The 14,557-nt window shown below is 49.7% G+C and carries 12 protein-coding genes and 1 tRNA gene; 6 read left to right on the forward strand and 7 right to left on the reverse strand.

Annotation, left to right across the window (positions count from 1 at the left end):
* The first annotated feature begins 5 nt into the window (after window positions 1-5).
* The 3 genes from glpX (at window position 6) to AAC636_RS09440 (ending at window position 2,982) form a co-directional block, all read left to right on the forward strand.
* Entirely contained in the window at window positions 6-974 is a 969-nt protein-coding gene (gene glpX, locus AAC636_RS09430) for a class II fructose-bisphosphatase (RefSeq protein WP_340301312.1), read from the forward strand.
* Window positions 975-1,021: 47 nt separating this feature from the next.
* The gene (recJ, locus tag AAC636_RS09435) at window positions 1,022-2,803 is read left to right on the forward strand and encodes a single-stranded-DNA-specific exonuclease RecJ (RefSeq protein WP_340301313.1); all 1,782 of its coding nucleotides are present in this window, start codon (window positions 1,022-1,024) and stop codon (window positions 2,801-2,803) included.
* Between the two features lie 104 nt (window positions 2,804-2,907).
* Window positions 2,908-2,982, forward strand: a tRNA-Glu gene (locus tag AAC636_RS09440).
* A 210-nt stretch (window positions 2,983-3,192) separates the two neighbouring features.
* On the opposite strand, the gene AAC636_RS09445 is transcribed toward AAC636_RS09440, so the two are convergent.
* The 6 genes from AAC636_RS09445 to AAC636_RS09470 form a co-directional block, all read right to left on the reverse strand.
* Window positions 3,193-3,771: a YdeI/OmpD-associated family protein gene (locus tag AAC636_RS09445; RefSeq protein WP_340301314.1), complete on the reverse strand. Its 579-nt coding sequence runs from the start codon at window positions 3,769-3,771 to the stop codon at window positions 3,193-3,195.
* A gap of 34 nt (window positions 3,772-3,805) precedes the next feature.
* Window positions 3,806-4,723: a DMT family transporter gene (locus tag AAC636_RS09450; protein WP_340301315.1), complete on the reverse strand. Its 918-nt coding sequence runs from the start codon at window positions 4,721-4,723 to the stop codon at window positions 3,806-3,808.
* A 239-nt stretch (window positions 4,724-4,962) separates the two neighbouring features.
* Complete coding sequence (locus tag AAC636_RS09455; RefSeq protein ID WP_340301316.1) at window positions 4,963-5,616, reverse strand: aspartate/glutamate racemase family protein; 654 nt, start codon at window positions 5,614-5,616, stop codon at window positions 4,963-4,965.
* Window positions 5,613-7,061 (reverse strand): dihydropyrimidinase, encoded by a 1,449-nt coding sequence (gene hydA, locus AAC636_RS09460; RefSeq protein WP_340301317.1) that lies wholly within the window; start codon window positions 7,059-7,061, stop codon window positions 5,613-5,615. Before hydA ends, AAC636_RS09455 begins: the two co-directional genes overlap by 4 nt.
* A gap of 34 nt (window positions 7,062-7,095) precedes the next feature.
* Complete coding sequence (locus AAC636_RS09465; protein ID WP_340301318.1) at window positions 7,096-8,031, reverse strand: dihydrodipicolinate synthase family protein; 936 nt, start codon at window positions 8,029-8,031, stop codon at window positions 7,096-7,098.
* A 100-nt stretch (window positions 8,032-8,131) separates the two neighbouring features.
* Window positions 8,132-9,058, reverse strand: a complete 927-nt coding sequence (locus AAC636_RS09470) for an N-carbamoyl-D-amino-acid hydrolase (RefSeq protein WP_340254788.1) — start codon at window positions 9,056-9,058, stop codon at window positions 8,132-8,134.
* Between the two features lie 118 nt (window positions 9,059-9,176).
* On the opposite strand from AAC636_RS09470, the gene AAC636_RS09475 reads away from it, so the two are divergent.
* The 3 genes from AAC636_RS09475 to AAC636_RS09485 all read left to right on the forward strand — a co-directional run bounded on the left by AAC636_RS09475 (window position 9,177) and on the right by AAC636_RS09485 (window position 13,036).
* Window positions 9,177-10,853, forward strand: coding sequence for a flavin-containing monooxygenase (locus AAC636_RS09475; RefSeq protein WP_340301319.1), 1,677 nt, complete (start codon window positions 9,177-9,179; stop codon window positions 10,851-10,853).
* 207 nt (window positions 10,854-11,060) lie between these two features.
* A complete protein-coding gene (locus AAC636_RS09480; protein ID WP_340301320.1) occupies window positions 11,061-12,014 on the forward strand; it encodes a class I SAM-dependent DNA methyltransferase in 954 nt (317 codons plus the stop codon).
* Window positions 12,015-12,115: 101 nt separating this feature from the next.
* Window positions 12,116-13,036, forward strand: coding sequence for a DMT family transporter (locus tag AAC636_RS09485; protein ID WP_340301321.1), 921 nt, complete (start codon window positions 12,116-12,118; stop codon window positions 13,034-13,036).
* Here AAC636_RS09485 and AAC636_RS09490 read toward each other — a convergent pair.
* Window positions 13,033-14,547: a malonate--CoA ligase gene (locus AAC636_RS09490; protein WP_340301322.1), complete on the reverse strand. Its 1,515-nt coding sequence runs from the start codon at window positions 14,545-14,547 to the stop codon at window positions 13,033-13,035. The genes AAC636_RS09485 and AAC636_RS09490 overlap by 4 nt on opposite strands.
* Window positions 14,548-14,557 lie beyond the last annotated feature (10 nt).

The raw sequence follows: 14,557 nt of genomic DNA on the forward strand, positions 1-14,557 counted from the left end.
CGCCCATGTCGCAAAAATCCGATTTCAATGATCGTATGCTCTCTTTGGGCTTGGCCCGTGTTTCTGAAGCGGCGGCGATTGCCTCGGCAGATCTTATTGGCCGCGGCGATGAAAAGGCCGCCGACCAAGCCGCGGTCAACGCCATGCGCGAGCAGTTAAACCTGCTTGATATCCAAGGTGTGGTTGTGATCGGTGAGGGCGAACGAGACGAAGCACCAATGTTGTATATCGGCGAAGAGGTCGGCACGGGAACAGGCCCCGCGGTTGATATTGCGCTTGATCCCCTAGAAGGGACAACCCTGACCGCAAAGGATATGCCTAACGCTCTGACAGTGATTGCGATGGGGCCGCGTGGCTCCATGCTGCACGCCCCCGACACTTATATGGATAAGCTTGCCATTGGGCCGGGCTATCCTGAGGGCGTCCTTAATCTGGATATGACCCCTGCAGAACGTGTCATGGCCTTGGCCAAAGCACGCGGATGCAGCCCGAATGACATCACAGTTTGTGTTCTCGAACGCCCCCGCCATGAAGCGATGATTGCAGAAATCCGCGGCACAGGCGCCTCAATCCGTTTGATCACGGATGGTGATGTCGCGGGGGTGATCCACACGGCAGAGGCCAATCTGACAGGGATCGATATGTATATGGGCCAAGGCGGCGCGCCCGAAGGGGTGTTGGCCGCAGCAGCCCTGAAATGCATGGGCGGTCAGATGTGGGGCCGCTTGGTATTCCGCAATGACGATGAACGCGCCCGCGCCACCAAGGCAGGCATCAGCGATTTTGAACGTGTCTACACGCGCGATGAAATGGTAACAGAGGATGTGATCTTCGCTGCCACAGGTGTGACCTCAGGATCGATCCTTTCCGGCATCAAAAGAGAACCAGGTTGGCTGACCACAGAAACGGTCTTAATGCGTTCCAAAACCGGATCAATTCGCCGTATGAGCTACCGTCATCCTACGGGTCGCTAAATGACCAACACTACAAAACACACGGAGCTCATACCACGAAATCTGTTATGACAGATGATTTGAACGCGAATATCTGCCTTGAAGTAAAGGTATCGCTTACGGGCAAAAGATGGGTCGCGCCTGCAACTGAAATGGCGCGCCATGCAACCGTAATTACGCGTGAGGCGCAACTCCCCCAACCTGTGGCCATGCTTTTGGCGCAGCGCAGAGTATTGTCTGAGCAGGCCAAAAGTTTTTTGAACCCAACACTTCGCGACCTGCTGCCTGACCCAAGCAATTTGCTGGATATGAATAAGGCCGCAGTTCGTATCTTGACCGCCGCCGCCACGCGCCAAAAGATTGCAATTTTTGCAGATTACGATGTCGATGGGGCTAGCTCTGCCACACTTTTGGTCGACTGGCTGCGTCAACTGGGCCACGACGCCACCATATATGTGCCTGATAGAATTGACGAAGGCTATGGCCCAAACATCCCTGCAATGCAGGAACTAGGCGCTTCACATGATCTAATCATCTGTGTTGATTGTGGGACCTTGTCACATGAGCCAATCGCAGCAGCAAACTGTGATGTGGTGGTTCTCGATCACCATTTGGGTGGTGCTGAATTGCCCAATTGTGTCGCCGTTGTAAACCCAAATCGCCAAGACGAAACTGGAGAATGGGGTCATCTTTGTGCGGCTGCTGTTGTATTTTTAGTATTAGTGGAAATGAACCGTGAGCTAAGAAAAGTTCATGACAAAATCGGCCCTGATCTAATGGCAATGCTAGATCTAGTTGCCCTGGCTACAGTGGCTGACGTTGCGCCGTTAATCGGGGTAAATCGCGCATTTGTGCGTCAAGGACTAGCTGTCATGGCAAGACGTGCGCGTCCAGGGATTGTGGCGCTATGCGATGTAGCTCGCCTTGATCGTACTCCAAGCGCCTACCATTTAGGATTTGTCCTCGGCCCACGCATCAATGCAGGAGGACGTATTGGAGAAGCCGATCTTGGTACAAAACTTTTGTGCGAGACTGAGCCGCATAAGGCCCAAGCGATAGCAACCAAGCTCGAAAGCCTAAACACAGACCGCCGCGAAATCGAGGCTGCAGTACGCAGTGCAGCTTTTGCGCAAGCGGAAGCACGCGGTTTGGATGCACCGCTTGTCTGGGCTGCAAACGATGGATGGCACGCTGGTGTGGTAGGCATTGTTGCAAGCCGACTAAAAGAAGCATCGAACCGTCCAGCCATTGTCATCGGCTTTGATGGGGATACCGGCAAGGGATCTGGTCGTTCAGTTGCGGGTATTGACCTAGGCGCAGCCATACAAAAGTTAGCGGCAGAGGGCCTGATTGAAAAAGGCGGTGGGCACAAAATGGCTGCAGGTCTAAGTCTCGATCGCGCGCAACTAGAACCTGCGATGGCACGCTTGTCAGATCTTCTAGCTCGTCAAGGTTCAGGTCTCACCATGCATCAGGATTTACGGATCGACGCTATAATCCTACCCTCGGGGGCCACTACGGGATTAATAGAACTGTTAGACCAAGTAGGACCGTTCGGTGCCTCAGCCCCCGCTCCACGCTTTGGCTTTCCAAATATGAAAATCATCTTCTCAAAACCGGTGGGCGAAACTCATTTAAAATTCACTGCCACCGATGGCGGTCCTACGAAAATAGACGGCATTGCTTTTGGTGCTATGGAGGGCCCGCTTGGTCCTGCTTTACAAGAGGCACAGCGATCAGGACGCAACATCCACATCGCAGGGAGGCTCGAGTTGAACTATTGGCAGGGCCGCAGCAAAGTACAATTGCGCCTCGAAGATGCCGCGTGGGCAGATGGCCAAGCACGCTGACTTAGACCTAGATCAATTTATGAAATAAAAAATTAGCGCGCTGTAGTACAGAATCCTCTTGCGCCTCAGCCGCACATTTCCTAAGAACCGCCCACACTAAGCGTGGCCCGTTCGTCTATCGGTTAGGACGCCAGGTTTTCAACCTGGAAAGAGGGGTTCGATTCCCCTACGGGCTGCCACATATCCCCCAAAATAAATTTAATTACTTGGTGCATGGCGCTTTCACAAGTAAATGGCGATGTGTGCAGGACAAAATTTCGTAAAATAGTCGGCTCTTGCAAATCACACGCCGCAGTTAAACACAATTTTATGCTCAACTCGAACCAACATCCCACGCGAGTGGCAGTGTGTTTGCTCCCGCCCGCGCACGCATTGCTGTCGTTTGTTTGTTAAAGGTTTGGCACTTTCACGGACTGAGAGGACAGCGCAACGATTTTGGAAATTCGACCAGCGCGTGTTTCTTTACGTTTCGCAGCGTGAAGCCACCGAAGAACGTTTCGGCGATAGCTGGGTGCAGACGCACCAAAAAATTGCCAAGCTACTTCGTTGGCAGAAAGCGCATCCTGCAAATCCTTTGGAATAACCAGCGCATCCACCTCATCGGTGTCATTCCAAAGACCACTCTGCTTTGAAAACATTATCGCGGCACGGCCAGCTTCGTGCATTTGACAGCTGGCCTCCAATCGCTCTGCTCTGTCCTTGTAGGATTTCGCCCATGCTTGCTGCTTGCGGGGTGAAATAAGTTGCATGGTCTTTTTTTCATCAAGCTGTCGCCTGATGCCGTCAATCCAGCCGAACGCAATAAGCTGATCGAGAACCTCATCCCGAGACACGTAAGGGGCGTTCGCAGCTTTCTTCCATGTCACTAGCCAAACACTCTCAGATTGAGCGTAATGTTTAATTAGCCAATCGCGCAGTTCATTTGCTGATTTGACTTCCAATGTCTCGAATTTATCTCGGGCGTCCATTGCTTAACTGACCATGACGCTTCATCGGATACTATTAAACCACTGAGGTCGATGCATGTGCGGGCTTCGCGTTACTTTTCTTTTCTCTCATAGCAATGAGCACTCCTGAGACAAAAATTATAGTTCCACCGATCCAAGTGAAAACATCCGGGACTTCGCCAAAGAGCCAAAACCCGAATACAATTCCCCAAATTAACTTAACATAGTCAAAAGGCATCAATAAGGTTGGGTCCCCCTCCTTGAATGCCTGGCTAAGGGTGAGCTGAGTGGCAGATCCCAAGCATCCAATAACGACTAACCAGACAAGTTGATTAAAATCTGGGGTTTTCCAAACCAAAATAGCTGGAATGAACGATAAAATAATCGTGGTGACGCCCATCCAAGAAACTATGGTCAAGCTATCGTCAGTTTTTGATAAGATTTTAATAAATAGCATTGATCCAGCCCAAAAAAAAGCTGACGCAAGTACCAATATCGAACCAGTGTCAATTTCCAACCAACCTGGGCGAAGAATGATGAGCATTCCTATGAAACCCATGACAATTGCCATCCAACGATAGATCCGGAAGCGCTCACCCAAGAAGATCACGCTTAATATCGCCAAAAAGATTGGGGCTGTGAAACTCAGCGAATTAACGCGAGCTAACGTAATCAATCCTAAACTAGAAAAGAACATTAGCATCGAAGTTGTGTTTAAGAGACCACGGACAAGGTGTAACCGTAACTTAGTCGTTTTTAGAAACTTAAAACGTGATCGAACTATCATTGGCAAAATCACGATAAAACCAAAGAGGCTCCTGAAAAAAGCGACCTCAAAGGCGTGCAAGTCTTCGGTATTAATCCTCACAAGAACATGCATCGTCGCAGCAAAGAAAGTGGATGCTATCATCAAAAAAATACTTTTTAACGACGCGGATTGATTTGCCCAAACAATCCCAATTTTATTAGTCAAGTTTCACCACTTTTCTTTTATTTATAAAATTACTAGCTTCCACAGACACATCACAAAGTTTTCATTGTAAATTCAACAACGCACAGCCGTCCTAGCTAGCATGGTTGACTGATCAATCATTAGGGATTTCCATGAGAAATCATAGAACTTAAACAGACCACATTAATCACTTGTCCACTAACAAAATAACAATTTTCTCAAGACGATCGCGGATGAACACTTACGGATTGTACAGTTGCTTATGCGTTTGAGAGCAAAACTCCCATAGCCAATGCTACAGCTGCTTGAGTTGGATCAATCACAGGTATTCCAAGCGCCTCTTCTACCTTTTTTCGGTGCGTTGCCATTCCAGCACACCCCAATACAAGTACATCAGCGCCCTGTTTTTTCAGAAGTCCGCCCACATTCACAAGTTTTTCGAGCGTTTTAGTGCCCCGTGCGCTTTCATCAACGCTCATATTCAATGGCAATTCACCGGCCAGCCGATCAAGAACTTGCATCCTTGCCATAACTCGCCAATGACGTTGTATGGAGGCGTCTGAGATTGCGATAACTCCAAAGCGATCTGCGCGAGCTAGTGCGCTCAACACTCCACTTTCTTGAATTCCAAAAACAGGCTTTTTGGTAATTGATCGGCAAGCGTGAAGACCTGGATCTGAATAACAAGCTATAACAAAAGCCCCCGCATCCGTTCGGGACTGTACCAAATTAACTAACGGGATAATCACACTATCAGAATCCAACTGACTTTCGATTCCGAACGGCCCCTCCTTCAAAGTCACACACTCAATTTCGGGACTTTTGGGCAGATTAAATTCCTTCAACGCATCCCTTATGCCATCGGTAACCAATTCATTCGAATTTGGATTAATTACTACTATCGGACCATTCATGTAAAAATATTTGCTCCAAAATTGTATATTGGATCAGTTTCTGGCAAATGCGTTCCGGTTAAGCCCGACAAATCGGTACGACCCCGTTTGACGAATACTCCATCACCTGGATTAGCTATCAGCTTATCGTTCTCAACAATCTTTTGACCCCTTGTAAGAACAGTCACTGGCCAACCTGTAATCTCCATCCCTTCAAATGGATTATAATTCACATAATCATGCGTCTCACCAGCCACCTTCGTGAGGTTTGGATCCCATATCGCGATGTCAGCATCTGCACCAATGGCCATTGTCCCTTTGAAAGGGTGCATGCCATACAATCTAGCCGCATTAGTAGATGATAAAGCTACGAACTGATTAAGGTTAATTCGGCCCTTCATCACACCTTCTGAGAACAGAATTGGCAATCGCATCTCAATACCTGGCATTCCGTTCGCTATTTTGCGGAAATCGACATCCGGCCCATTGGCAAACTTACCCGTATCATCGAACCGGTAAGGGGCGTGGTCCGATGACACAACGCTAAACGTTCCAGCAGCGACATGACGCCACAAAATTGATTGCGTATTTTTGTCACGAAGTGGCGGCGAACAAATGTACTTTGCTCCTTCCTTGCCGGAGCGATCTAGATCATTTCGCGTCAATAATAGGTAATGCGGACAAGTTTCACCAAAGATGTATGCACCCTCAGATCTCGCTTCAGCAACCAAGGCGGCGCCCTTCGGTGTCGAAACATGAACAATCATCAACGGGGCATTTGTGAGCTTGGCTAAACTTATTACACGATTGATTGCTTCTTCTTCAGCTATAGCTGGGCGCGATGGCGCGTGAAATTTGGGATCGGTGTAGCCATTCTCCACTAAAGCAGAGGACATCCACGTGAGCATGTCATGATTTTCAGCGTGGACCATGGTAAGGCCCCCGTAGCGTCGCGCCATGGTCATAATATCAAGTATTTGCGCATCACTGACTCGGGTCGCATAAGTCATGAAAATTTTGAAAGAGGTAATCCCCCTCTCAAAGACGCCGGGAAGCTCTGCCAGAACATCTGCATTCGGATCGGTAAGTATGAGATGATAAGAGTAGTCGATAACTGATTTTGTTGAAGCCCTGCCGTCATAGGTAGAAAGCGTTTCAGCGACACTCTGACCAACTTTTTGAGCTGCGAACGGTACGAAACAAGAATTTCCACCAAACGCCGCTGATATTGATCCAGTTTCATAGTCATCAGCACTCATGAGGCCCATGCCGCTCTCCTGAGCGATGTGGCAATGCGCTTCGATTCCGCCTGGCATTACCAGTTTATTGGTAGCATCAATGACCTCATCACCCGACAAATCGCTACCCAATGTGGCAATCTTACCACCCGAAACGCCAACATCAGCAACGAAGATTTCGGACGCGGTGACAACTTTACCGCCCTTTATCACCAAATCATGCTGCACCGTTCTCTCCAGACCTAATTATATTGAAAATATTTTACTGCAGTTCAGACAATCTTACATTCAGGCGCTCAATTAAACGCGTTAGCTCGGCGTGGTCGACACCGCTAAGCGCAGGACCAGGAGCTCGTACAGTAGGACTTTCAATTACACCTCGACGGAATAGTATCTCCTTGCGTATAGCTAAGCCGATACCAAGCTGATGTTCGTAGCGCACTAAAGGCAAGTAAGCATCAAAGAGGTTTTCAGCTGCATTTAAGTCACCTTCTTGATACCGGTTTACCACGTTCACTAACATTTCAGGGTAGGCAAAACCTGTCATTGCTCCATCAGCTCCGCGCTGAAGTTCTTGAGGAAGAAATAAAGCGGCATTTCCCGTTAGAATAGACAATCTCGGCGTATCGTCAGTGCCACTTTGAGCGCGAACCTGTGACAGTTTAGTTAGTCCAGGCCAATCTTCATGTTTTAGCATAACGATTTGTGCGTAAGTGCGAGTTAAATCGAGGATTGTTTCTACGCTAAAATTAACGCCTGTTGTCTGTGGGTAGTCTTGCAGGCAAATCGGGACATCATCCCCTAGAGCCTTACAAACTTCACCAAAGTAGTTTTTTAATTTCACCTCGTGCACAAGACCAGGCATGGGAGCTACCATTACACCCGCAGCACCATCATCCATGACGGATTTAGTCAGGTCAGATAGGTTCCCCAAACCAGCGCCAGATACGCCAACCACAACTGGAATTCGACCTGCAACACGATCCAAAACATGCTTGGAGAACTGGATGGCATCTTGCGCTGATAGTTTTTGAGCTTCGCCCATTATACCGAGAATGGTCATGCCGGTTACACCACATTCGATGTAAAACTCGATCAATCGGTCAGCGCTTTCTAAATCAAGCGCTCCGTTTTTCGAGAATGGTGTAACGGAAATGATAAATACGCCGCGCGAATGTCTGTTAATCTTTTCAGCCATTTTGACCGCTCCAATATCCTTCTCTAGTCATCAGACGCCCAAACCAACGCAACGCCTTCTCAAACTCAGACGACTTATTCTGAGCGTGCAATGCTTTTGGTCAGTCATTTGTAACTACACCAGCTTGTGTGCCTATCCGTTGATAATGTTCGATACGACGATGCCGGCCAAAGTCAAAAATTGTTGTTTTACCAAAGGTACAAGCATCCATATCACAAGCATGAACAACAAGTTCATCGACCTCAGAGGAAGCTCTCGCAACAACATAACCATTAGGATCTACGATTATTGATCCTGCCATTAGAGGGTGTCCGTCCTCCAAACCGGCTTTTGCAATACCCACCACCCAAGTCGCATTTTGATAAGCGCCTGCAGTCATCGAAAGTTCAGAGTGGTAAAGCCTTTGCTCAATACCTTCATCAGATAACTGACTATTCACCGTCGGAGTATTGTATCCAAGCATCACCAGCTCGACACCTTGCAAACCCATTTCACGATATACTTCGGGCCAACGGCGATCGTTACAGATACACATCCCCATTCTTGCATTCAAATTTTTCCACACTGGAAATCCAAGATTTCCAGGCTCAAAATAGCGTTTTTCAAGATGCTGGAATGAGCGCTCGGGATCATATTCCGAATGCCCAGGCAAATGCACCTTTCTATACTTGCCAATTATGTTCGCATCTCGATCAGTGAGCACAGAAGTGTTGTAGTAATGCCCATCTTGAGTGCGTTCCGCATATCCAAAACTTATCGCTATCTGAGCTTTCTTCGCTGCTGCAAAAAGTGGCGCAGTTGCAGCATTAGGCATTTCATTTTCAAACCAAAAATCAACCTCTGATTGGTTATCAATAAACCAGCGCGGGAAAAAAGTTGTAAGAGCTAGTTCCGGATATACGACCAGATCGCAGCCCGCTTCTTTTGCCTGATCAAGCAAAACAATCATCCGATCCACGACAGCTTCTCTAGTATCGGCTTTTTGAATGGCGCCCATTTGGGCGCCGCCAATCACTATCTCTCTCATAATTCACCTCCCGAACAGCTCCAAAACTTCAACCCAAACGCAACAACTGCCTTGGCTCTGTCCAGACTAGAATAGTCACGTTACAGTGCTAGCTCCTAGAGGAAATTCTGAAACACTAATGTTTAAAGAGACAATGGCGAACACATCGATTGATCAACACCCCGTAGCTAAAGGATCGAAATTACAGCTTGATGCCCTCATCATCGGCGCTGGATTTTCCGGCCTATATCAGCTTCATTTATTGCGGGATAAATTGCACTTGAAAGCCGCTATTGTTGAGGCTGGCGCTGGTGTTGGGGGGACTTGGTACTGGAACCGGTACCCGGGCGCTCGGTGTGACTCAGAAAGCCACACATATTGTTATTATTTTTCCGACGAAATTCTGAATGAATGGAGATGGTCAGAGCGATATCCGGGCCAAGCTGAGATACTCTCCTATCTGAATTTTTGTGCAGACAAATTGCATTTGCGACGTGACATTTATCTTGATCAACGCGTCAAAACAGCTGTGTGGAATGAAGACACGGCATGCTGGCAAATACAGTGCAATAGTGGCTTTAGTATTGAAGCAAAATATCTGGTATCGGCGGTAGGCTGCTTGTCCTCGACGAACACTCCAGATTTTGATGGCGCGCAAGAATTTGAAGGTCAAATATACCATACGGGTAAATGGCCTCATGATGGCGTAGATTTTCGCAACAAATCGGTAGCGATTATTGGCACAGGCTCAACCGGAATTCAGGCAATTCCAGTGATCGCAGAAGAGGCGCAGCAGCTAACCGTCTTACAGCGTACCCCCAATTACAGTGTTCCAGCTAGAAATGCTCCACTGCACCCCGATTTTCATTCAAAATTTACAAAAGAACGAAACCATGTAAGGGCTCAGATGCTATCATCACGGCATGGCCATCCATGGACAGCTCCTCCAAGGAATCTAGTTGAAACACCTGAAAACGAACGCACCGAGATTTTAGAAGAAGCCTGGGAGGTAGGAGGCCTTCGGTTCCGCGAAAGTTTTCAGGACATTCTATTCAACGAGCAATCAAATAAGATCATGTCCGATTTTATACGCTCAAAGATATTTGAAATTGTCGGGAACCAAGACACCGCCCAAAAGTTAATGCCGTCCGATCACCCATTCGCGACAAAGCGTCCCCCGATAGATACAAATTATTTCGAAACCTACAATCGGAAGAATGTTCATCTTGTTGATGTTCGTGAAAACCCGATTTCGAAATTAGACAAGCACGGTTTGGTTCTTGAGGACGGGACAAAGATCGAAGCCGATATCATAGTATTTGCCACTGGCTTTGATGCGATGTCCGGCGCACTTCTTAATATGGACATAGTCGGAAAAAACGGCCTTCGGCTGTGTGACGCATGGCGCGACGGACCAAAGACTTATCTAGGTGTCGGCGTAGCTCATTTTCCAAATATGTTCATTGTCACTGGACCAGGCAGCCCATCAGTCTTAACCAATATGCCAAGATCGATTGAGCAAAATGTGAATTGGATTACTGACTTATTACAATTTGCTGAATCTAACAAAGTTCGATCCGTTGAGGTTCGTGAAGAAGCGATGATTCAATGGACAGAACACGTGAATACAGTTGCAAGTAACACCCTGCTACCTAAGGCAAACCACTCTTGGTATTTGGGAGCTAATATTCCCGGAAAACCGCGCGTGTTCATGCCGTATGCTGGCGGGCTAGATGTCTACAGCGCCCGTTGTGAAGATATAGCAAAGAACGGTTATACGGGCTTTCAAATGATCCGTGACGTCAGCATGTCATAAATAATTAATCGCATCTGCGTGCAAGCTATCAAATCCAAAGATTACAACAAAAATTGAAGGCCAAAGCGATACCTTGATTTGATGTGTTAAGGTGCTTGACTGCAGGACAGTCAGGACATATCTGCGGCTCTGCTACGGGGCTCAGCCGTAGTTTCATGGCCACGGACGCAACAAAGACGTTAGGCCAAGGTTTAAAGTTTAAAAATCATGGGGTTTAACACCTTTTCCTCTGGCGATACAGCGGCAGATAGGCGCGCATCTTTTGCCGAGACCCTCGCCCATTTAGGCGATGCTGCAGGCGCGGTCGAGGCGTTAAATTCCGCGCTTGAGTTATCCCCTGATTGGGCGGCCGGGTGGTATCGTTTGGGTGAATATCACGAGGCCACAGGCGAAGCAGATTTGGCCCTTTCAGCTTGGCGCAAGGCCATGGCCCTTGACCCAAGCGATCCTTTTGGCGCGGCGATGAAATGTGATCTTATGGCGCGGGTTGATCCCATTACCGACCGCATGCCCGCCGCCTTTGTCGAAACATTATTCGATCAATATGCGCCGCGCTTTGAGAAATCCCTGCGCGAGGGACTTGGATATCGCGCCCCAGAATTGATTGCCGAAGGATTGGCGCGCGCAGGCCTACGCCACGCCGATGCTGCGCTGGATTTGGGATGCGGCACAGGTCTGATGGGGGTTCTGTTGCGGCCCCTTGCAGCGCAGCTTGTTGGTTACGACCTCTCTGCGGCCATGTTGTCAGAGGCGCAAGAAAAGGGCTGTTACGACAGGCTGGAAAAATGCGATATCACGGAACTGGCCCTTATCGGCCCAAGTTATGATCTGATCGTTGCGGCGGATGTGTTCAATTATATCGGTGCATTGGAACAGGTGATTGGGTGGTGCGCCGATGCGCTTTTGCCCGAAGGGCGGCTTTGTTTCACGGTTGAGGCTGGGGATGCGCCCCTGCGTCTGATGGCATCGCGCCGCTTCACCCATTCACAGGGATATATCACCGATCTTCTGGCACAAGCGGGCTTTGCCCCGCCGCAGATCACCAAAGCCCCTATTCGCCAAGATCGTGGAGAAGATGTGATGGGGTTGATCGTCTTCGCAACACCTGCCCCCCGCCCAGCCTCCTTACGCGATGATGATCGCAACGAGGTCATGGCCTAAACCCCCGCCCCGCAAATTATCATTCCCAAAACCACCTGATCGTGCCAGTGATGGGCCATGCGCCCCTGTTTGTTGGGGCCACTCTCACGATGGATTACCGCATGCGCAGCACCGCAGATAAGCCCGTTTTGGGCATTCTTTTTATGATCGGCTTTTGCATCACCGCCCCAATCATGGATGGGATGGCCAAGCTGACCCCAAATGAAGTGCCTGTGCTGCAAATTGTTGCGGCGCGCTTTGGGATTCAAGTTGTGATCTTGATCCCCTTAGCAAACATGATGCGGGTCGCCATACGCCCCACTGCGCGTGATGTTGTCGGCCATCTGATGCGCGGCTTGATGCTGCTTCTCGCAACATTTTGCTTTTTTTCGGCCATTCGATACATGCCGATTGCAAATGCTATGGCCATCTTTTTTGTTGAGCCGTTTATCCTGACTCTAATGGGCGGTCTTTTGCTGGGCGAGCAGGTTGGCCCGCGCCGTATCATCGCCTGTATCATTGGGTTTATCGGTGCGCTTTTTGTGATCCAGCCAAGCTTTCAGGAGTTGGGGTTTGTGGCGTTATTCCCGCTTGGCACGGCTGTGACTTTTGCGGCCTATATGATCCTCACGCGCACCATGTCAGACCGCCAACATCCAATCACGCTTCAGGCCTATACGGCCTTGGGGGCATCGGTGCTGATCCTGCCCCTGATCATCGGGTTTGACGGCACGGGCAACCCTTGGCTCGACCCTGTGTGGCCCAATGAATTTGCGATGATGACCTTATTGGCCGTGGGGATCATGGCAACGATTTCCCATCTCTTGCTCTCAGTTGCATTGAAACTGGCCCCCACAGCCACAATCGCGCCGCTGCAATATCTCGAAATCGCGGGATCTGTCGCGGTGGGATATATCTTGTTCCAAGATTTCCCAGACAGCCTGACATGGTTGGGCATCGCGATTATCGTGGGATCAGGTCTGTATGTCTTCGCACGCGAGCGGCGCGCAGATTTGGAACGCCGCCCGACCCCACCTGTCTAATCCTGAAACACATCTGCATAGGTTTTACGCATCTCTGCCTTTTGCACCTTGCCCATTGTGTTGCGTGGCAAGGCATCGACAATCGCGAAATGACGGGGGCGCTTGAAGCCTGCAAGTTCGGCCTTGGCCGCGGCAAGGATGGCATCCAAATCAATACTGCCTTCCGCCTCAGGCACCAAGACCGCGACCACGCTTTCCCCAAAATCGGGATGCGGGGCCCCGATGACAGCGCTTTCCTTAACCCCTGACTGCGCATCGAGGAACATCTCGATCTCTTTTGGGTAAATGTTAAACCCGCCCGAGATGATCAAATCCTTACCCCGCCCCACAATGGTGATATAGCCATCCGCGTCAATCTTGGCCAAATCGCCCGTGATGAAAAACCCATCGTCAAGCAGTTCTTCACGGGTTTTTTCAGGCATATTCCAATAGCCACAAAATACATTTGGCCCCCGCACATGAAGCATCCCGATCTCACCCGTGGGTAATTCTAAGCGCGTCTCAGGATCACAGACACGCACCTCCACCCCCTTTAGGGGGAAGCCTACCGTTCCTGCGCGCCGATCCCCCGTATAGGGGTTTGAGGTGTTCATATTCGTCTCAGTCATCCCGTATCTTTCAAGAATGCGGTGACCTGTGCGCCCCTCAAAAGCCAAATGGGTTTCCGCCAAAAGCGGGGCAGAGCCAGACACAAAGAGCCGCATATGCACGACCAAGTCACGGGTAAAGCGCGCATCCTCCAACAGTCGCGTGTAAAAGGTCGGCACACCCATCATCGTGGTGGCGCGTGGCAAAAACTGCAAAATTGTCTCTTGGTCAAATTTTGGCAAAAAGATCATCGCATTGCCCGCCAATAAGCTGACATTGCACGCCACAAAAAGCCCATGAGAATGGAAAATCGGCAAAGCGTGCAGCAGCACATCATCGCTTGTAAAGCGCCACTCCTCGGCCAAGGCGCGCGCGTTTGACAGCAGGTTCTCATGGGTCAACATCGCCCCCTTGGAGCGGCCCGTTGTCCCCGAAGTGTAAAGAAGCGCTGCAAGATCATTCTGGCCGCGCGGCACGGGCGTAAATTCCGTGGGGTGTTGTACCGCGGCACGGGCCAAACTGCCCTGCCCTGAGGCATCCAAGGTCAGGATTGTCGCCTTGCAGGTTTCAGCAATTGGGGTCAAGGCGGCCAGTTCAGACGGATCACAGACCACCAGCGCCGCATCCGCATCAGTGATGAAATAGGATAGTTCTGCGGGCGTGTAGGCGGTGTTCAGTGGCAAAAACACAGCACCCGCCGTGATACACGCCGCATAAAGCGCCAAGGCAGGCGCGGTTTTCTCAACATGCACCGCAACCCGATCCCCCACCCCCACATCGGCGGCGCGCAAAGCATGCGCCATTTGGTTGGCCAAACCAAGGAATGCGCAATGTGCCATTTCTGACCCGTCCGGCAAAATGAGAAAGCTGCTCTCCTTGCCCTGATGGGGGGCCAATAAAGCGTCAAAAAGGGGGTTGCTCATTTGCGATTTC

It is taken from the genome of Roseobacter sp. HKCCD5988 (assembly GCF_037830355.1).
Classification (GTDB): domain Bacteria; phylum Pseudomonadota; class Alphaproteobacteria; order Rhodobacterales; family Rhodobacteraceae; genus M30B80.

Bases quoted from the DNA above. Each gene is read 5' to 3' on its own strand.
- glpX (WP_340301312.1), top strand. From the start codon at position 6: ATGTCGCAAAAATCCGATTTCAATGATCGTATGCTCTCTTTGGGCTTG.
- recJ (WP_340301313.1), top strand. From the start codon at position 1,022: ATGACAGATGATTTGAACGCGAATATCTGCCTTGAAGTAAAGGTATCG.
- AAC636_RS09445 (WP_340301314.1), bottom strand. From the start codon at position 3,771: ATGGACGCCCGAGATAAATTCGAGACATTGGAAGTCAAATCAGCAAAT.
- AAC636_RS09455 (WP_340301316.1), bottom strand. From the start codon at position 5,616: ATGAATGGTCCGATAGTAGTAATTAATCCAAATTCGAATGAATTGGTT.
- AAC636_RS09465 (WP_340301318.1), bottom strand. From the start codon at position 8,031: ATGGCTGAAAAGATTAACAGACATTCGCGCGGCGTATTTATCATTTCC.
- AAC636_RS09470 (WP_340254788.1), bottom strand. From the start codon at position 9,058: ATGAGAGAGATAGTGATTGGCGGCGCCCAAATGGGCGCCATTCAAAAA.
- AAC636_RS09475 (WP_340301319.1), top strand. From the start codon at position 9,177: ATGTTTAAAGAGACAATGGCGAACACATCGATTGATCAACACCCCGTA.
- AAC636_RS09480 (WP_340301320.1), top strand. From the start codon at position 11,061: ATGGGGTTTAACACCTTTTCCTCTGGCGATACAGCGGCAGATAGGCGC.
- AAC636_RS09485 (WP_340301321.1), top strand. From the start codon at position 12,116: ATGCGCAGCACCGCAGATAAGCCCGTTTTGGGCATTCTTTTTATGATC.
- AAC636_RS09490 (WP_340301322.1), bottom strand. From the start codon at position 14,547: ATGAGCAACCCCCTTTTTGACGCTTTATTGGCCCCCCATCAGGGCAAG.